Source organism: Succinimonas amylolytica DSM 2873 (assembly GCF_000378405.1).
Lineage (GTDB): Bacteria > Pseudomonadota > Gammaproteobacteria > Enterobacterales > Succinivibrionaceae > Succinimonas > Succinimonas amylolytica.
In genome coordinates this window covers 1,002,657-1,021,483 of the sequence record NZ_KB899636.1, presented here as the reverse complement: position 1 = coordinate 1,021,483, position 18,827 = coordinate 1,002,657, and the positions used below count along the sequence as shown (strand labels likewise).

At 48.4% G+C, this 18,827-nt stretch carries 11 protein-coding genes, 2 rRNA genes, 4 pseudogenes and 2 other annotated features; all 17 genes and pseudogenes read right to left on the bottom strand.

Going from position 1 to position 18,827, the window contains the following annotated elements; genetic code table 11:
* Nucleotides 1-65: 65 nt before the first annotated feature.
* A complete protein-coding gene (locus F557_RS0104550; protein ID WP_019001058.1) occupies nucleotides 66-407 on the bottom strand; it encodes a hypothetical protein in 342 nt (113 codons plus the stop codon).
* A 59-nt stretch (nucleotides 408-466) separates the two neighbouring features.
* A complete protein-coding gene (gene fliS, locus F557_RS0104545; protein ID WP_019001057.1) occupies nucleotides 467-901 on the bottom strand; it encodes a flagellar export chaperone FliS in 435 nt (144 codons plus the stop codon).
* 214 nt (nucleotides 902-1,115) lie between these two features.
* Complete coding sequence (fliD, locus tag F557_RS0104540) at nucleotides 1,116-2,612, bottom strand: flagellar filament capping protein FliD (protein ID WP_019001056.1); 1,497 nt, start codon at nucleotides 2,610-2,612, stop codon at nucleotides 1,116-1,118.
* 56 nt (nucleotides 2,613-2,668) lie between these two features.
* Nucleotides 2,669-3,202 (bottom strand): flagellar protein FlaG, encoded by a 534-nt coding sequence (locus tag F557_RS0104535; protein ID WP_019001055.1) that lies wholly within the window; start codon nucleotides 3,200-3,202, stop codon nucleotides 2,669-2,671.
* 385 nt (nucleotides 3,203-3,587) lie between these two features.
* Nucleotides 3,588-4,511, bottom strand: a complete 924-nt coding sequence (locus F557_RS0104525; protein ID WP_019001053.1) for a flagellin N-terminal helical domain-containing protein — start codon at nucleotides 4,509-4,511, stop codon at nucleotides 3,588-3,590.
* A 464-nt stretch (nucleotides 4,512-4,975) separates the two neighbouring features.
* Nucleotides 4,976-5,254: pseudogene (locus tag F557_RS23630) on the bottom strand (flagellin); the annotation flags it as partial.
* Between the two features lie 330 nt (nucleotides 5,255-5,584).
* A pseudogene (locus F557_RS23625) lies at nucleotides 5,585-6,493 on the bottom strand (flagellin N-terminal helical domain-containing protein); the annotation flags it as partial.
* A 475-nt stretch (nucleotides 6,494-6,968) separates the two neighbouring features.
* Nucleotides 6,969-7,268: pseudogene (locus F557_RS23620) on the bottom strand (flagellin); the annotation flags it as partial.
* Nucleotides 7,269-7,349: 81 nt separating this feature from the next.
* Nucleotides 7,350-7,856, bottom strand: a pseudogene (locus F557_RS23615) (flagellin N-terminal helical domain-containing protein); the annotation flags it as partial.
* 839 nt (nucleotides 7,857-8,695) lie between these two features.
* A complete protein-coding gene (locus F557_RS21710) occupies nucleotides 8,696-9,499 on the bottom strand; it encodes a metal-dependent transcriptional regulator (RefSeq protein WP_211209514.1) in 804 nt (267 codons plus the stop codon).
* 208 nt (nucleotides 9,500-9,707) lie between these two features.
* The gene (feoB, locus tag F557_RS0104485) at nucleotides 9,708-11,942 is read right to left on the bottom strand and encodes a ferrous iron transport protein B (protein WP_019001046.1); all 2,235 of its coding nucleotides are present in this window, start codon (nucleotides 11,940-11,942) and stop codon (nucleotides 9,708-9,710) included.
* Nucleotides 11,939-12,169 carry a FeoA family protein gene (locus tag F557_RS18805; RefSeq protein WP_019001045.1) on the bottom strand — a complete coding sequence of 77 codons (231 nt, stop codon included), beginning with the start codon at nucleotides 12,167-12,169 and terminating at the stop codon, nucleotides 11,939-11,941. Before F557_RS18805 ends, feoB begins: the two co-directional genes overlap by 4 nt.
* Nucleotides 12,170-12,539: 370 nt before the next feature.
* Complete coding sequence (gene flgL / locus F557_RS0104475) at nucleotides 12,540-13,730, bottom strand: flagellar hook-associated protein FlgL (RefSeq protein WP_084761444.1); 1,191 nt, start codon at nucleotides 13,728-13,730, stop codon at nucleotides 12,540-12,542.
* A 6-nt stretch (nucleotides 13,731-13,736) separates the two neighbouring features.
* Complete coding sequence (gene flgK / locus F557_RS0104470) at nucleotides 13,737-15,743, bottom strand: flagellar hook-associated protein FlgK (RefSeq protein WP_019001043.1); 2,007 nt, start codon at nucleotides 15,741-15,743, stop codon at nucleotides 13,737-13,739.
* 17 nt (nucleotides 15,744-15,760) lie between these two features.
* The gene (locus F557_RS20990) at nucleotides 15,761-16,870 is read right to left on the bottom strand and encodes a glucosaminidase domain-containing protein (protein WP_169335157.1); all 1,110 of its coding nucleotides are present in this window, start codon (nucleotides 16,868-16,870) and stop codon (nucleotides 15,761-15,763) included.
* A gap of 381 nt (nucleotides 16,871-17,251) precedes the next feature.
* Nucleotides 17,252-17,366 (bottom strand): 5S ribosomal RNA (rrf, locus tag F557_RS0104455).
* 26 nt (nucleotides 17,367-17,392) lie between these two features.
* Nucleotides 17,393-17,507 (bottom strand): 5S ribosomal RNA (gene rrf / locus F557_RS0104450).
* Nucleotides 17,508-17,601: 94 nt separating this feature from the next.
* Nucleotides 17,602-18,458: a sequence feature (23S ribosomal RNA rRNA prediction is too short), on the bottom strand.
* A 9-nt stretch (nucleotides 18,459-18,467) separates the two neighbouring features.
* Nucleotides 18,468-18,827, bottom strand: a sequence feature (23S ribosomal RNA rRNA prediction is too short).

The following is an 18,827-nucleotide window of genomic DNA, read 5'->3' as shown; positions in this document are numbered from 1 at the left end:
AGCTTAGCTTGAAACGCGGCCAAAAGCTATTAAACAGGTACTGGCAGTGTTGCCAGGAACAAAAATCAGAAACGCCGATGGCCGTCGTTCATGCGGTAACTGCTGATACCACGGGCAGATCTCCGGCACTTGAGAAGTTCCTCCTGAGTCTCGGCCCGAAGTCTCATGAACTCGTCCAGGATCTTCCTCATGCGAAGCTCAATGACTCTCAGCTCGGCGATCTCTCCGGCCCGGATCATTTCATCAACAACTGCCGGAAAGATCCTGGAAAACTCGTTGCTCTCCTGCTCTATTATCGTAAAATTAGTATTGAAATCCACCATCAGGGATTCCATATTTTTGAGATGCCGCTCCAGCCGGGGCAGTCCACTCCCGTCAGAAACATTATCCGTAGCGCCGCTAGCCAATACCGCTTCTCCCGATTGCAGAATCCTGTCCTCGCCTTTTATATCCCGCTAAGCCTACCCTAGTTCGCACCTTCGGCAGAATCCAAACGAGCTCTTTCGGCAAAGGCTTTTTCCTTGTCTTCCATGGAAATGCCGTCCCAGGCCTGCTTAATGGGCATTAACAACTTGATAACTTCATCCAGAGGAGCGGTATCAAGCTTAAGGGAAGCATCCAGAAGCCGTTGCTTGACGTATTCGTACAGATCCATGAAATTCTGGGAAATCTCCCCCTGACTCATGTCAAGACCGGTTTCGAGACCAGTAACAATGGCAATAGCCTTTTCAATACGATCTGCCTTGTAGGCATAATCCTTTCTTTCAATAGCTCCCTTGGCCTGAGCGATTCTCTGAAACAGCCCTTCATAGAGCATGGAAATAATCCTGTGAGGATCGGCAACAGAAATCTCAGCTTCCAGATTGGTGGTTTTGTATGCCTTTAAATTTCGTCCGTACATTGCTATGCTCCGTCAGTGAATCGTTCATCACGCCTAAACCGAACCATTCCCCCGCTACCGGGGAAAACAGCACCCAACCTGACATCAGGGGGCCCGGCAAAAGCTGTAAAACCTATTCTTCACGAAAAAATACAGCACCCGCCGGTGCTGCATTATATCTCATCTCACTCACCAAAAACCCAAGCAGATCCGCATAATCAGCAACAGAAACACGCTAGGATGACGATTTGCTGTTGTTAACGTTCATGGAGCTCAGAGCGGAAGTCAGGTACGAAAGAGAAGTATTCATGGTACCAATCATGGTATCCAGATTGCCGTAACGGTTTCTCAGTGATTCCTCGTACTTGGCCAGATAGGAGGAATTGGCATTCTCCTGATTCTCAATGCTGCGAAGCTCGGAATTAAGAGAATCCTTTCTGAGGTCAAGAATACCGCCGGTCTTAGTATAGGTTTCCAGATTCGACGACAGCTTCGCGCACACTCCGTTCTTGCCGGTAAAGGCCGCCACTACCTGGTCATACTTGTTATTGATGGCATCCTCAAACTTTTCGCTGTTGACCGACAGATTACCCTTGTTGTCAACCTCAAGGCCCAGAGAAAACAGACTGAGTCCGGAGGATTCTCCGCCAATGGTAAACGATGTCAGAAGATTGGACATGGCATTTTTGATAGTCTTGCCGGTGGAATCACCTGCCAGATACCCGCCATCATCATTACTCTTGCCCTCGGAGTAGGTATTATTCTTGGTAAGATTATCAAGATTTGTTCTGAGTTCATTGTAGGTACTGACAAATTCGTTCATCATCTTTTTGAGCGAACTGGTATCAGTGGTGATACTGAGAGTATTGGACTTGAAGCCAGTCTCTGTGCCGTTTTCGCTTTCTACCTTTTCAGTATCGGAAAGACGGTTCACCGTAATCTTTAGTCCCTTGATGGTGTCATCAAAGACATTGGTGCTGCTGGAAAGGGTATCGCCATCCACATCAAGAAGTGCGTCCTGACCAGCCCGCACCAGCTTCATAGAGGAATCCCCGGAAGCTACCTTGTTGCCGTTCTCATCAGTGGTGATAGAGGCATTGAAGGCATTCAGAGACTCGTCTCCGGAGGCTGTTACCGAAAAGTTGCTGTAGGACTCTCCAGTTTTACAGGAATCCAGCACCAGCTTTGCCGTGCCGTCCTGCAGAGTGATAATATTGGCAGTCACCCCGAAGCTGTCAGCACTGTTGTTGATCTTATTGCGGATATCATTAAGGGTATCCCCTTCGCCAACCTCAACACTGAAAGACTTGGCATCATCTCCGGAACCGATGGCGAAGGTCAGACTGCCACCGCTGCCGAATGTCTCCTCCAGCGACGAAAAGCTGGTACTAAAGGAGGTGCTCTGAGCCAGCTGCTTCACGGTCAGATTGTAGTTGCCGTTGGCAGCAGAATCCTTGGTCTCCACGCTGAATACCGGATCCGTGGTACTCTGGTTAGAGGTCACCGCTCTTTTGTTAAAGGCATTCTCCTTAGTCATGTTGTCCAGGAGATCCTTGAAAGTAGTCAGATTGCTCTTCAAAAGACCGACACCGGTGATTTCAAGCTGGGTATTTTCCTTTTTAGAGGAAATCCGCGAACTCAGGGATGCCTTCTTGGCGGCAACACTGGCTGAAATAATGCTTTCAAAATCAATGCCGGAGGCCGCGCCTGCCGAAGTTACCGATGAAACCATAGTACTGTCTCCTCTAAAAATCTATTCACTGAACCGTGCCCTTCTGCCAGCGCATATTACGCGTGGCTGTCCATGAAAACACCCTTCAGATCCTCGTCGGAGGTTTTACCGCTGAATTCCTGTAAAAGCTCGTTAAACTTTTTGGCGATAGTGAGGAATTCTTCTCTGGGAATCTGTCTGATAACCTCATCGGTGGTTTTGTTGGTTACGGTAACCACCACCTCGTTGAGATCTTTGTCCATGGCAAAGCTGAGACCGTATCCCGGAATCAGCTGGGACATAGCCTCGGCCATCTTGTCAAGCTCCTCCTGAGTCTTTATACCGCCGTCTTCCTCAGCCTCTTCCTGAGCCAGCTCCTTCAGCTTCGCTTCTTTTTCGAGCTCAGCTGCCTTTTTCTGTTCCTCAACAAGAGTTCCGGTAACCTTATCCTTGTCATTGACTGCCCTGGCCTGACTCTGAACCTCAGTGGCCTTGCTGGTCTTGGAATTGGTCTCCGTGCTCACAGCATGATTTACCTCTGCTGCCGGAGAATTCTGTATTTTCCCTTTGGCAAGGAAATCGGCTGAACTGTTAACTACCGCATCAATCATATTTCCACCACCCGTATTTCTATCAAGTTACCAGAGGATAAGTCCTCCGCCTGTTCATTATGCAATAAATACACTTTCAGACATACCCTTAGCGGACAAAAAAATTTAAACTTTAGTAAAAGATTAAAAAAAACTCTTTTCCTGCAAAACATATCTTAAATATGTGATTTTAATCACCTTTATACCATGCCGTAACTGAAAAACAAATGTCCGGACTTTATCGCCTGAGAAAACAGATTTTCCGGAATTCCGGCAATATTTCCGTTCTTAAGTCAAAAAAGGGCCGGAGAAAAATCGCCGGCCAAAGGGATAGAGCTATAAAGCTCAAGAGAGAAATGGTAAAAAGCTGCCGGAAAAAGAACGCAGGCATTACTGTTATTTTCTGTTAGGACTGAAGCAGTGAAAGCGCAATCTGCGGTCTCTGGTTAGCCTGACTCAGGATGCTCTGGGAAGCCTGCTGCAAAATATTCTGCTGGGTCATAGCCGCTGTTTCAGTAGCAAAGTCGGCATCGCGGATGCGGCTTCTGGCGTCAGAGACATTTTCAGAAACGTTGGTCTGGTTTCTGATGGTTGATTCCAGACGGTTCTGCACGGCACCAAGCTCGGCCCGCTTAGCGTCAATCACTGCTACAAACTTATCCACCACAGCCAGTGTGTCCTGGGCTGCAGTCTGGCTTGATACATCAAAGTGAATGCCGGCGGCATGGGCAGATGTATCTCCGGTATTGGCCACGGCACTGTCCAGCTGGGTCTTTTCGGCAGCAGTGGTATTGGCATCCGTATAAATGGTCGTATAAACATCGTTCATTCTGAAACCGTCGGTAAGGTCAATGCTGATAACCTCATTGGCATTGGCACCTACCTGAAAATCAGTCAAGGTAGTAATGGATTTGTTAAGGATATGAGTACCGCCGTAGGTGGTATCCTCACCGATTCTGGTAATCTCGGTGCAAAGCTGGGTTACTTCCTGCTGAATGGCATCGCGGTCTGCCTGGGAATTACTGCCGTTGGCAGACTGAAGTGCCAGGGTTCTGATACGCTGGTACATGGCAGTCATTTCGTCCATAGCACCCTCTGCGGTCTGGGAATAGGATATGCCATCCTGAGCGTTGCGGTTTCCCTGATTGAGGCCATTGATCTGGGAGGTCAGACGGTTTGAGATCTGAAGACCGGCAGCATCATCCTTGGCACTGTTAATTCGAAGTCCGGAAGCAAGACGCCTGTAGGAAACGTCCAGTGCGGCAGTGGAATTTGCCAGATTACGGTTCGCATTCAGCGACGACACGTTGGTATTTACATAAAGAGCCATTTTTAAATCTCCTGAGCTTGACTGTCTTTCCGAAGCAGGTACCAAAACCTAATTTTCAGACATCTGTTTCATTCTTCTCTTGTCTGATTCCGGAAACTGCTCTTCGCTTTCGCACCCCTTCGGTTTATTGTTATATTCCGGGGCTATCCCCGCATCAGTTTCATATGAAAGAACCGTGCCAGTCATCAGAAATCAGGAAATAAATGTTTGCGTTCACTGATATGAAAGGAGTGCTGCGGCTGTTTCGAGACGGTACAGATCCTCACATTCCAGAAACCCGGCGGTCATGATTTTGACGGCGGCAGATTATTGCCGTCCAGAAAAAAAACGCCCGAAAAATCCCTTCCAGAAACAAAATACCGAAAAAAACCTCCGGCAAAAGAAACAGAGCTTATGTCTGGACAATCAAGAAACTGTCAAAAACCTGCTTTTGGGCCGTACATCCCTGCCCGGTATGACGCCGGTTACGACTGGAGCAGCGACAGGGCCACCTGAGTTCTCTGATTGGCCTGACTCAGAATACTCTGAGAGGCCTGCTGCAGAATATTCTGCTGCGTCATGACCGCGGTTTCCGAAGCAAAGTCGGCATCGCGTATACGGCTTCTGGCATCGGAGATATTTTCGGCCACGTTAGTCTGGTTTCTGATGGTAGATTCCAGACGGTTCTGCACAGCACCGAGCTCGGCTCTTTTACTGTCAATACAGGCAATAAACTTATCCACCACGGCCAGAGTGTTCTGGGCATTGGCCGCGGTTTCCACCGAAAACATGGCCTCCGGATTCACTGTGATATCTGTGGCCACAAACGGGGTATTCGGTGTGCCGTCCTGAGTGTCTGACAGGCGGTTGGCGGCTATAGTAAGCCCCTTGGACGAAGAATATACAGTGTTACCGGCACTTTTAAGGGTTTCTCCGGAAATATCCACAATCGTGTCCTGACCGATCTTTTCGGCATCCCAGCCTCCGGAAGCACCGCTCCCGGAGACACTGAAAGAGAAAGGACTCAGCTCGGCGGCCCCCAAAGTGTTTACCGTCAGGTTTTTGTAGGCCTCCCCCTTAAGAGATGAAGTAAGTGTCAGTGAAGATGTCCCATCAGCATTGGAGACTAAAGTGGCAGCAAGTCCGAAGTTTCCAGAGGCCGTGTTGATTTTTTGCACTATATCCGCAAGTGTGTCTGTATCTGCCACTGCAACAATAAACGACCGAGCCCCGGTTCCGGAGCCAATGGAAAATGTCATGGTCCCGCCATCTCCAAAGGTATCCCCGGATGAAGGAAATGATTTTTTAACGGCCGTGCTGTCAGCCAGCTGCGACACCTTGATGGCATACTGTCCCTCGGGAGCAAAATAGTCAGCAGTCACATCAAATACAGGTGACGTCCCGCCCTGATTAAAGGATACTGTCCTGGGAACTGCGCTCATTAAAAGACTCTGTTCTGTCGAAGTGGCATCGTTGTATAGCTTCATAAAAGCATCGTCCAGCCTGAAACCCGAGGTAAGATCAATGCTAACTATTTCATTTGCATTGGCTCCCACCTGAAAATCCGTTGGCGTCGTAATAGACTTGTTGAGAATATGGATCCCGCCGAAAGTAGTGTCTTCGGCGATTCTGGTAATTTCATGACAGAGCTGGGTAACCTCCTGCTGAATGGCTTTACGATCAGCATCGGAATTGCTGCCATTGGCTGACTCAAGCGCCAGAGTTCTGATACGCTGATACATGCCAACCATTTCATCCATGGCGCCTTCCGCAGTCTGGGAATAGGAGATGCCATCCTGCGCATTGCGGTTTCCCTGATGAAGTCCGTTGATCTGGGAAGTCAGACGGTTTGAAATCTGAAGCCCCGCAGCATCATCTCTGGCACTGTTTATTCTGAGACCGGAGGCCAGACGCCTGTAGGCGGTATCGAGTGAATTCGTAGCATTAGCCAGATTACGATTCGCATTCAGCGAGGACACGTTAGTACTTACATAAAGTGCCATATGCTAATTTCCTGAGCTTAACTTGTCTGGGAGCCCATAAAAATGTTTGCATTCCATTTTTATTTTTCCGTTATCAGGAATCTCTGGGCTTCATTATCCATGAAAGAATCATGCCAGAATATTCATCTGAAAGATCTCTATAAAATGCGCCAAACCGCACTCCCTGATTTTCAAAGGATTAAAAAATCTCCTCGAGGAAAAGACACGCAAAACCGTGAACTCCGGAGGCCGGAATTTCCGGTCATGTTTTTGACTCCGAACGCTCCAGAACCGAAGGAACTGTCAGAAAATCTGCCGGAAAAATGCTGCCTCCGCCTCTGATAAACGACAGCTACACCAACCTTCCTGAAACAAAAAGGGCCGGAGAAAACTCGCCGGCCAAAGGGATAGAGCTATAAAGCTCAAGAGAGAAAGGGTAAAATGCTTCCGCTTGCCTGCCGGATAATCAGACGGCAGACATTACTGTTATTTCCGGTTACGACTGGAGCAGAGAGAGCGCAATCTGCGGTCTCTGGTTAGCCTGACTCAGAATGCTCTGAGATGCCTGCTGCAGGATGTTCTGCTGCGTCATGGCCGCAGTTTCAGTAGCAAAATCGGCGTCACGAATGCGGCTTCTGGCGTCGGAGACATTTTCGGAAACGTTGGTCTGGTTTCTGATAGTGGATTCCAGACGGTTCTGTACAGCACCCAGCTCAGCTCGCTTGGCATCAATTACAGCCACAAACTTATCAACAACCATCAGCGTATTCTGGGCATTGGCCTGAGTACTTACATCAAAACCTGTAGCTGTAATTGTTCCCAGAGCTGTCGTTTCATCGGCAGTAAGAGTACCTGCTGCCACTACGGCCTTCGTCTGATCCAGAGTAAATCCCGAAGTCAGATCTATGGCTATGGTCTCGTTGGCATTGGCACCTACCTGAAACAGTGTCTGAGTAGCAATGGAGGCATCCAGAATATGAGTTCCGCCATAGGTGGTATCATTGGCAATTCTGGTTATTTCGGTACAGAGCTGGGTTACCTCCTGCTGAATCGCCGCACGATCAGCATCAGAGTTGCTACCGTTAGCAGACTGAAGTGCCAGAGTTCTGATACGCTGGTACATAGAAGTCATTTCGTCCATGGCACCTTCTGCGGTCTGGGAATAGGATATGCCATCCTGCGCATTGCGGTTTCCCTGATTAAGGCCGTTGATCTGGGAAGTCAGACGGTTTGAGATCTGAAGACCGGCAGCATCATCCTTAGCACTGTTGATACGAAGGCCAGAAGCGAGACGCTTGTAGGAAACGTCTAGAGCGGAGGTGGAATTTGCCAGGTTACGATTTGCGTTCAGCGATGACACATTGGTATTTACATAAAGAGCCATTTTTTAATCTCCTAAGCTTATCTATCCTCTGAAGCCGTATTTGCCTGCTCTGTCTGATACGCTACTTCAGTATTTATTATTTTCAGGCAAAATCCGGGATTCCGGATTACCATGCATTATCCTCTATGAAAGAATCATGCCAGCCCTCATTCTTATGAAAATTCTCCAGAGTTATATTTCCTCCGGAGCCTTGTTTGCCAAAGGGGGATTTGTTATTAAAAAAGAATTACCAACAGCGGCATAAGGGGACTTTGCCAGTCATGTTTTTGACAGCGGCAATTATTTACCGCAGCATAAATTGAACAGAACAGCTTCCTCTTTCCCAGAAAATCAGCCTGAAACTGACATGGAAGAATTTTTTTTGAAAAATATAGTTATCAACAGGTAATACCCATACCTATCCCCCGAATCAGGGTAAAAACAATTTGTTAACAAGATAAAACCGCCATTGCGGATGTCGAAAATACAGAATCAGCCTCCTGGAAAGCCACGTCTCTTAACTTGTCAACAGCAGTAAGAAACCTGTCCACAACACCAGCCCTGTTTTGTGCATACTCTGCCATATCTACAGAAAAACCGGCTTCAGCCGAACCTTCAACATTCAGATAAACACTATTTGTCCTAAGGTGAAAATCTTCTGACGGGAGCGGAGCAAACAGAATTATTGCGGAACCGGAAAAATGTGAGTGATGGTTGGATGTGGATATTAGCTGTAAGGGGGAGGCGGAGCAAAGATGCAGGCTAAATGAAGGAAGAAAGAACCAGAAGAAACTCCAGTCATCTATTCACACTGACTACAGAAGGACAGCAAAATTCTGCATACAGCTTTCTACTCCCCATCAGGAGGACTCCTGGTGTTTTTCCCAGAAAGCTCTGATGCCGTTAAAGGTCTCCTCACTAAGCATATGCTCAATGCGGCAGGCATCCTTTTCGGCAATTTTCGGAGATACCCCCAAAATCTTTTCCAGAAAACCGGTCAAAACCACATGCCGGGCATAAATACCGCGGGCCTTCTCCTCTCCTGCCGGTGTCAGAATAAGTTCGCCCTTCTCCCCTCGTTCCAGAAGCCCCAGATGGCACAGCACATCCATAGCACGGCTGATGGATGCCCGGGACACCTCCAAAGTTTTTGCCAGATCCGTGGAACGCACCCTTTTTCCGTCCCGGGTCATCATGTAGATATGCTCAATATAGTTTTCTCCGGACTCGTTAAGCTCCCGAATCTCCGGAAGATGCGAGGAATCAATGGTATTGCCGGGAAGAACATTTTCCCGCTTAAGAAAGCTTTTAATGCCCTGAATGGTGCTGGCACTTACCACATGTTCAATACGGCAGGCATCAATATCAGCCTTTTCCTGAGAAATACATGCCACATGAACCAGAAAGCTTCTCAGAACTCGATGGTAGGACGCCACCTTCCGGGCGATTCTTTTACCTTCCTCGGTAAGAGTGATAAAAGCCCCCTTTTCCAGAATCACCAGCCCCTTATCCCGCAGTAACCCCACCGCCCGGCTTACCGACGGCCGGGAAATATTAAGCTTACTGGCGATATCAACCCCTCTGACAAAAGGACTTATGGTGCTTAAAATCAGAATGGTCTCTAGATAATTCTCCTCGGATTCTGAATCTATATATATCGCCACCGCTGTTCTCCGCATGTTCCATAAACAAGAATATACCAATGACGGCTGTCCACTGCCGTGGGGGTATGATATGCGGGCAGCGCAGATAAAGTCAAACAATTGCACAAACAATTGATAATGGTCCCGAAAAAACAAAAGCCCTCCTGACAAAAAGGAAGGCTTTACTTAGCACACGGCAATCTAGGCGATATTCAGAGACCTGAACCGGTTATCTGGACACCATCACAAAGGGAATTTCAGCACTCTGGGAGGGGCCTTTTCTGAACATGAGCCACAGAATAGCCGCCGTCAGAGCCATTGCCAGTCCGGTAAAGAACGTGAATCCATAACCAGCCAGCATCATAGAAATCTGATATACAATAAAAGCAAAGGCATAGCTGAAGCCGAGCTGATAGGCAATGGCGTACCAGAAAAGACGTCCGCCTCCGATTTCACGGTGCATGGTTCCTACTGCTGCGATACAGGGCACAGTAAAGAGGTTAAACAGGACAAAAGACAGCGCAGCCAGAATTCCTGCTGTTCCCATCTCATCAATATGAAAAATGTTATTGCGCACCCTTTCATAAAGTCCGGTAACCACCTCATCATCTTCACTGTCCATGGCATCCTCTTCAGCCCCGGCAAACACGCTGAGAGTGCTTACAATAACCTCCTTGGCAGACATCCCCGAAACCGTAGCTACAGTAGCCCGGTAATCGTCAAAACCCAGGGGGGCAAACACTGCAGATACCGGCCCGGCCACATCAGCAAGAATACTCTCATCGGGATCCGAGACAGTGTGAATCCCATCTTCACCGGTGTACCCCAGGGAAGAAAGAGTCCAGATAAGCAGCGAACACGCCAGAATAATGGTACCGGCCTTTTTAATAAAAGCGCGCACTCTTTGATATACCGTCAGAAAAACTACTCTGGGAGACGGAATATGGTAGAGAGGCATTTCCAGCAGCATCGGAGCCGGTGAAGTTTTGAAGGTCTGAAACTTCTGCATTATCAAAGCGGAAATAATGATTATTGCCACTGCCGCAAGATATACAGCCACCGGAAACCAGGGATAGTCGGTGAATATGGCCGAAGCAAAGAGTACGATAACCGGCAGCTTGGCACTGCAGGGAATCATAGTTGCCGTAAACAGCGTAACTCTTCTTTCGCTTTCGGTGGGAAGGGTTCGCACCGTCATAAGGGCCGGAACTCCGCAGCCAGAACCGATAATGTACGGGATAAAGGCCCTGCCACTAAGTCCAAAGCTGTTAAACAGCCGGTCCAGAAAAAATGCGGCTCGTGTCATATAGCCGCACTCCTCAAGAAGCGACAGCATCAGAAACAGAATCAGCATCTGCGGCACAAAGCCCAGCACCGCTCCCACGCCACCGATAATACCGTCACTCACCAGAGAAGTGGTCAGCTCGGAAAACTCAAGTTTTTCCATCATTTCAGAGGTCCAGGGAATAATCATTTCCCCGAAAAGCTCATCATTGGTCCAGTCAGTGACAATACTCCCCAGCCAGGTTACCGACACAAAGTACACCAGAAACATGACAGCAATAAAAATGATTGGAGAGCAAAAGCGGTTAAGTACCACCGAATCGATGCGCTGTGTCAGCGTTTTCCGGTGAGCGATCACCCTGACATGACGGGCGATAAAATCTGAAATAAATCCGTAACGTTCCGCAGCTACAGCCTCATAAACACTGCCGCTTTCACTGCCTGAAGCCAGGAGAGTCCGGTACTTAGCAACCACATTAGCCGTTTCCGGATCCTGGAAGCATTTCTCGGGAACTCCGTCTCCCAGGAGTGCACTCATGCTCCAGAAACAGGACTGGTTCTGAAATTCTGGAGATACCGCCGATCTTAATTCGGTAAGAGCGGCTGACAGTTCGGATTTTCCAGGACAGAACGGGGCCGAAGGCAGCCATTCTCCGTGCTCCAAATATTCCCTAAACTCCCTGAGACCGTCCCCTCTGGTAGCGCTTATGGGGATAACTCTGATACCCAGCTCTTTTTCCAGAGCGGCAGCGTCTATCTGAATCCCCTCCCTTTCGGTTTCGTCCCACATATTGAGAAGAAGTACCATGGGAAGTCCCAGAAGCCGGAGTTCCAGTGTCAGGTAAAGGCTTCTTTCCAGAGAAGTGGCATCCACGATATCTACAAGAAGATCGCAATGTTCGTTAAGCAGCTCGTCCCGGGCTATAAGCTCCTCAGCAGAAGCCGTGGATAGCGAGTAAATACCTGGAAGATCCACCATCTGAATAGAGTCCGAGTATCTTCCAGTATGACGGGCTACCGTCACCCCCGAATAATTTCCCGTCCGGACATGCAGATTGCAAAGCCGGTTAAACAAAGTACTTTTGCCGCAGTTGGGATTGCCGATAAACATGACTTTTCTTGCTGAGGCATCTCCGGTAACATCCGGAGTTTCGCAGCAGGATCTGGTGTTCCCCGTCATTCTGAAATCACCTCCACTTCAATAGAGTCCGCATCCTTCTTTCCAAGAACAATGCAAAAACCTCTGATCCCCGCAATCACCGGGCTTCCCAGGGTGGCAACATGCTCCAGTGATATCCTGGTATGCGGCAGAAATCCCATTTCATAAAGCCTGCGGGCATGAAGTTCTCCGGCTTTTATCGCTTTGATTTCCGCGACCTGTCCCGATTTCAATTCGCTGAACAACATTTCTTAATCCTTAAATACTTTGTTCATATTTTTCAGTAATTTAGCATTTGCTAAATCATGTTAGCAAATGCTAAATTTTGAGACAATTCTAGCACAAAGTTTGAAATTTTCAACAACCGAAAGATCCCCCTCAATTGTTACCCTAAGTTTCATAAATTCGGGGAAATAGAAAAATATTAAGGACGAGTCAGCAAATCATAATGAGAAAATTGTCCGAAAGACTCAGAAATCATGGTTTACGCAATGAAGCTCGAAAAAAAGCAGAGTCAGCATGAGAAAAACAGAAAACCTGTCCGGGAACACAGAAAGACACCTGCCCGGCTACCCAGGCCAGGGCAAGCCATCCCCTGTCCCTGATTAATCCTGATAATCAGTGAATATAGTCAAAAAGCGTGGATCCGTGAATGGAACTAAAGGTCTGCCGCGCCACATTGAGAGCGTTCTGTTCCTGCAGAAGCTCTGAAACCACCTCATAAACGTCCACTTCGCACTCATTGGCACGGACCTCGGTCTTGATATCCGAAAGCGCATTATTGGAACTTATTACCGCATCTATATTACTGAGCCGGGATCCAACCCGCCCCAGCGTCAAATTGACATTTTCCTTGGCACTGTTCAGAGATACCTGCCCCATTCTCAGCATCTGTCCCTTATCATAGGCAGAAACCGAATCGTCCCTGAGAACGTCAATAATGGAGGACAGCGTATTCAGCACATTGTCATTGGCCGGGGGATCCAGGGAAATCACCGCGCTGTTCACCCCTGAGTCCATGGTAATCTCCATTCCTCTGAAATTGATGACTCCTTTATCGGAAACCGTGCCGTTCTGCAACACCGTGCCACCTCTTCCGGTAACAGTATAGGTATTCCCGGTAACTGCAATATTGAGGTCGTTATTCTGATAAACATCATAGTAGCCATTTACGAAGCTGTTGAACACGTCGCTGTTGTCATAGGCTACAGACACTCCCGAAGTTCCCGCAGTAGCAGTACGACAGAGCTGAGCCTTCTCAAAAACAGAAAGCGCGCTGTCAGAAGTGGTCATAGTTACAGACGGTGATACTTTAACCTGCCTCTGCCCGCCGTCGGCATTACAGATAAACTCTCCGTCAGAGGTTTTTGAAAATGCCGGTATCAGCGACTGATTACCGCTAAAAATATATTCACCACCGGCAGTTTTGGTATTCATGAGATCAAACAGCATGTCTCTCACTTCCTCCAGATCCTGCGCCACTGTGTTGAAATTAGCCTGGTCGTAGGTGCCATTTACCCCGGCCTGCATGCTGGTTACCGCATGCAGCATGGATTCGTAAATGGAACTCAGCGCCGTTTCTTCAAGACTCAGCTGATCCGAAGCCAGTCCGGCATTCACCGAGTACTGCTGGTAACTGGCAATTTCGGAATCAAGACGCAGCTTGGTACCCATGCCGATCGGATTTTCCGAAGCTACAGCAAATTTGGCTCCGGTGTTGTACTGACGGTTAAGTGTCTCCAGACGGGAATTTGACTCCTGCATGTAGCGAACACTTCTGTCAAAGCTTAAACCTGTAGTTACCCGCATAATCAATTACCCCAGCGCACTCATCAGTGATTCAAAAACAGTCTGCGAAGCAGCTATTATTCTGGCACTGGCCTGATAGCACTGCTGATATCTGACCAGATTAGAGGCCTCTTCATTCAAATCGACACCGCTGGATTCCTCGGTAATGGTCAGAGTCTGATCTCTCTTAGCCGTAGCCGCTTCCAGATTAACATTGGAGACAGCGATAGTGCTGCCGAGATTGCTGACCATATCGCTGTAGGAAGCCGAAACTGTCTGATTGATTTTTCCCTGCACCAGCTGCGCCTGTTCCAGATCCTGCATCATAATGCCGTTGGAATTATCCGCAAAACCGTTGGTGTTAAGCTCTATAGAAAAGCTGTCCCCATTTCTGACAGTACCGGTAATGCTGAAATCATAACCGGGAGTCATGTCCGGATCCGCATATACACGGCTGTCCGGATCGGAAACATCGCTCAGCATGTTTGCCAAAATATTGCCCCCTTTGGTAGAAGCAAGAGTCGTGCCAAGAAGATTGTCGTTGGTATCATATACCTCATAATCTCCGGTGGCATTGATTACCACCTTTACCGGAGCAGTGGCAGCAAAATTGGCACCGGAAATGCTGCGGGAAGGCTCCATTGAAAACGCCGAAGTGGCATCGGTGTTGGTAACCCCGTTAATTGAGATGGTGGCGTTCCCCAGGTTTTGGGAATTTTCGCTGGCCCGGACAACACTGGCGAAGGCAAAGTCCTCTGGACGGTTGATTTTCATGCTCAGGTTGTAGCTGACATTGGCCGTAGGCTGGATCAGAAACTCATCCCCCACAGAGGGAGTTCCGGCCACCTCCAACTGAAAACCCAGCCCTGGTATGGTAATAGTACCGTTAAGGTCTGCGGTGTTTCCCTGAAAAATTTCCGTTAATGTATTGCCGTTCTTTTCATTCAGTGCATAGGTGCCATCTTCATTGATCTTGATAAGATAGTCTTTTCCGGTAACATTTCCGGCATACCCCTCCATAAATGACATGGTCATGCCGGCAGTGGTGCTCTTGGTAAAAACCCGAGTTTCCGGAAAATTGAACAGGGCATCTCCGGCATTGTTTTCCAGGGTAATACCGGACTTGTTCTGCTTGTTAAGGCTGTCTGCCAGAGCTACGGTCAGCTTTCCGAGAGATCTCTGCACTTCTCTCAGAGAATCACCGGCATCAAAATACCCCCCCAGTTTGCCGCCCACATCATCACTGAGCATGGTATAGCTCCTGCTGGCGTTATAGGTAAAACCCAGCTGGTACTCTGATTCATCAAGGCTAGATGGTAGCGCAGCCAGAGTAGCACAGCCATCCCCCAGAACCAGGGTAGGACCGGAAGCCATGTTTACGTAGCAGGAGCCATTTGGCTGATCCACGGTCTTGATATCAATAATTTCCGAAAGCTCTTCAATAAGATGATCCCGCTGATCCTGCATCTGAAGATAAGCGGCAGAGCTGGTGTCAGTACTGGACTCCACAATCTGACTGTTAAACTTGTAAATGCTTTCCAGAAGATCGTTAACCCTGTTTACTGATTCCAGAATCTTGCGGTTATTAGTAATGTACTGCTCCTGGATATTATTCCCTATACTGTTAACCCTATTGGTAAAAACCTCCAGATTGCCCATAAGGGAGTTACGGGCAGAAAGTTCAGTAGGAGCAGAATTGGCGCCCTGTATGGAAGCGAACAGATCGGAAATCACAGGATTAAGGCCGGTGGCATCGCTTGACAGCATGCTGTCAATGGAGCTGAGTCCTTCGGTTTTGGCGGTATAATACCCCACCCTGGCATTATCCCTAAGAAGCTCCCGTTCAGCATAGGTGTTAATAACCCGGGAAGTGGTAATCACCCCAGTTCCCTGATCCAGAACGTTGGTACGAATTATGGAGCGCTGCCTCGAATACCCCTCGGTATTGACATTACTGATGTTATTACTGGTAGTCTGCAGCAAGGCGCGCTGGGCAAGAACTCCGCTGGTTCCGATTTTCAGCATGTCAGACATAATTCTCTCTCTCCCGATCAGTTTTCAGTAAAACCACTGAAAGCGTCATTTCTGTATATTCTTTTAAGTTTCTTTGCATAATTCGGGTCAGTTGCATACCCTGCCTTCTGAATTTCTTCAAAATATTGATCCGGATCACTACTGACCGAAGCTGCTTTGGCATATCTGGTATTGGTAGATATCAGGCTGGCATAATCCTCAAAGCTCTTCCTAGGAGAATTGTAGGCCCGGAAAGAAGAAAGCTCGTTAACCATCCGGCCATTTTCAAATTCCGGCGAAGATTTGACAGCTGTGCGGCCCTTCCAGGAGGAGTTACCCTTGATACCAAAGAAGTTGTTGTCAGCTCCAATATGTTTGCCCCAGCCGGTTTCCAGAGCTGCCTGACAGACGATAACCACAGGATTGAGACCGAACTTTCTGGCAACCTTACGAGCCAAAGGCATTAGCTTGGTAACAAAATCCCGAGGACTGTCAAATGTCATGTCAGAATCATAACGAGTATCATCGGTATTGCTATAGGCCTTAATACGATTCTCCCCTCCTCTTCTGCCGAGCTCCATGTCAAGAATCCGATCCCGTACTTCATTATTGGCATGAATATTCGCATCCGGTCGCGCATCAGTCATCCGGAGATGATCCGGAAGTGGACTTTCTGACAGAGGAGAAGGCATTCCGGAAGCGCCGGCGACAAAATTCTGCCGCCCTGGAATGTCCCCGGCGGTGCCGGAATATTTGGAATCGGCAGGATTACCGTCAATCTCGGCAATGATCTTTTTGCCGTCATCTCCGAGACTCCTGGCAAACTGCTTAACAAGAAGGTTGGTAATGGAGGATCTGTTTCCGGCATTAGCTTTTGCAACCCCAGTAATAATCTGTTCATCCAGCATTGACTGAAAAACGCCTCCATCAGAGGTTTTCAAAGGACTGTCCGGACAGATTTCATCATTGGACTCGCGCATCCCCCGGAACCAGAACTGATTCAGCAAGGACTCAAACTGTTCCGCAGCCGTATAAAGCGCCTGCTTTCGGGCTTCATAAGAATCATCCCGTCCCATATCGCGAAGACGGTTCAGACTGCGAACATCCTGTACCAGACCAAAATCAGGGGTGCCTGACTTAATATCCATAACGCCTCCGCCAAAACAAATATCTCTCATCATTACGGAAGCAATAATCATGCCATAAACATTTTTGCGAGTACGTAACACCCGTTGTCAGGCAATTCCTGTCAGCACCAGATCTCATAGCGCGTCAGACATATCAGTCAGAAAGGGATAAATGAGCGGCTTTCGATTTATTACCATAATCCCCGCAGTGATAATCAACCCTAAAAGCCGGCTGACCCGCCTGACATTTACCAAACAGAAATACATAATTACATACAGTCAGCGGGAATTTCCGGTAAATCAGGAAAAGAAGGAAGAAAAGAAAAAACGTACAACAGAACTTTTCAGAAATCCAGTGACGAAAAAAGCCTCCCAAAAGGAGGCTCTTCTCTTTTAATAACTGCCCGGCGATGACCTACTCTCACATAGCGAATGCTACACTACCATCGGCGTTACTGCTTTTCACTTCTGTGTTCGGAATGGATACAGGTGGTGCAACAGCACTATGGTCGCCGGGCGAACCCTTTTATATAAAATAATAATGCCTGACAATGACCTACTCTCACATAGCGAATGCTACACTACCATCGGCACTGTTCCGTTTCACTTCTGTGTTCGGAATGGATACAGGTGGTTCCAGAACGTTATCTTCATCAGGCAATCCGGTTTAAAAATCTAATCTCGCCTCAAATCACTTCTTCCGTTCAAACCCGCAAGCGCCAAACTTTCCGGGCGTTGTATGGTTAAGCCTCTCGGATCATTAGTATGAGTCCGCTCCACGCCTCGCAACGCTTCCACTCCTCACCTATCAACGTCATCGTCTCTGACGGTCCTTACAGACTCAAGGTCTGGGAAGACTCATCTCAGGGCTCGCTTCCCGCTTAGATGCTTTCAGCGGTTATCGATCCCGAACTTAGCTACCGGACTATGCAATTGGCATTACAATCCTCTCACCAGCGGTTCGTTCACTCCGGTCCTCTCGTACTAGGAGCAATCCCCTTCAATCTTCCTGCGCCCACGGCAGATAGGGACCAAACTGTCTCACGACGTTTTGAACCCAGCTCGCGTACCACTTTAAATGGCGAACAGCCATACCCTTGGGACCTGCTGCAGCCCCAGGATGTGATGAGCCGACATCGAGGTGCCAAACACCGCCGTCGATATGAACTCTTGGGCGGTATCAGCCTGTTATCCCCAGAGTACCTTTTATCCGTTGAGCGATGGCCCTTCCATTCAGAACCACCGGATCACTATGACCTGCTTTCGCATCTGCTCGACTCGTCTGTCTCGCAGTTAAGCTGGCTTCTGCCATTGCACTATCCTCACGATGTCCGACCGTGATTAGCCAACCTTCGTGCTCCTCCGTTACCCTTTGGGAGGAGACCGCCCCAGTCAAACTACCCACCAGACACTGTCCTCCTTCCGAAGTTAGAACACCAAGCACATCAGAATGGTATTTCAACGTCGACTCCGCCCATACTGGCGTACAGGTTTCTCTGTCTCCCATCTATCCTACACAAATGTACTCAATGTTCAGTGTCAAGCTATAGTAAAGGTTCACGGGGTCTTTCCGTCTAGCCGCGGGTACACTGCATCTTCACAGCAATTTCGATTTCACTGAGTCTCGGGTGGAGACAGCGTGGCCATGGTTACACCATTCGTGCAGGTCGGAACTTGCCCGACAAGGAATTTCGCTACCTTAGGACCGTTATAGTTACGGCCGCCGTTTACTGGGGCTTCAATCAGATGCTTCTCTTGCGATGACATCATCATTTAACCTTCCAGCACCGGGCAGGTGTCACACACTATACTTCCACTTCCGTGTTCGCAGTGTGCTGTGTTTTTGTTAAACAGTCCCAGCCACCTCTTCGCTGCGACTGACTCTTGCTCCGGACGCGCAGTCCTTCACTTTCGTCAGCATACCTTCTCCCTAAGTTACGGTACTATTTTGCCTAGTTCCTTCACCCGAGTTCTCTCA

Excerpts from the sequence above, each read along its gene's own strand:
- fliS (WP_019001057.1), bottom strand. The coding sequence starts at position 901 with ATGTACGGACGAAATTTAAAGGCATACAAAACCACCAATCTGGAAGCT.
- fliD (WP_019001056.1), bottom strand. The coding sequence starts at position 2,612 with ATGGTTTCATCGGTAACTTCGGCAGGCGCGGCCTCCGGCATTGATTTT.
- F557_RS0104535 (WP_019001055.1), bottom strand. The coding sequence starts at position 3,202 with ATGATTGATGCGGTAGTTAACAGTTCAGCCGATTTCCTTGCCAAAGGG.
- F557_RS0104525 (WP_019001053.1), bottom strand. The coding sequence starts at position 4,511 with ATGGCTCTTTATGTAAATACCAACGTGTCGTCGCTGAATGCGAACCGT.
- feoB (WP_019001046.1), bottom strand. The coding sequence starts at position 11,942 with ATGACGGGGAACACCAGATCCTGCTGCGAAACTCCGGATGTTACCGGA.
- F557_RS18805 (WP_019001045.1), bottom strand. The coding sequence starts at position 12,169 with ATGTTGTTCAGCGAATTGAAATCGGGACAGGTCGCGGAAATCAAAGCG.
- flgL (WP_084761444.1), bottom strand. The coding sequence starts at position 13,730 with ATGCGGGTAACTACAGGTTTAAGCTTTGACAGAAGTGTTCGCTACATG.
- flgK (WP_019001043.1), bottom strand. The coding sequence starts at position 15,743 with ATGTCTGACATGCTGAAAATCGGAACCAGCGGAGTTCTTGCCCAGCGC.
- F557_RS20990 (WP_169335157.1), bottom strand. The coding sequence starts at position 16,870 with ATGGATATTAAGTCAGGCACCCCTGATTTTGGTCTGGTACAGGATGTT.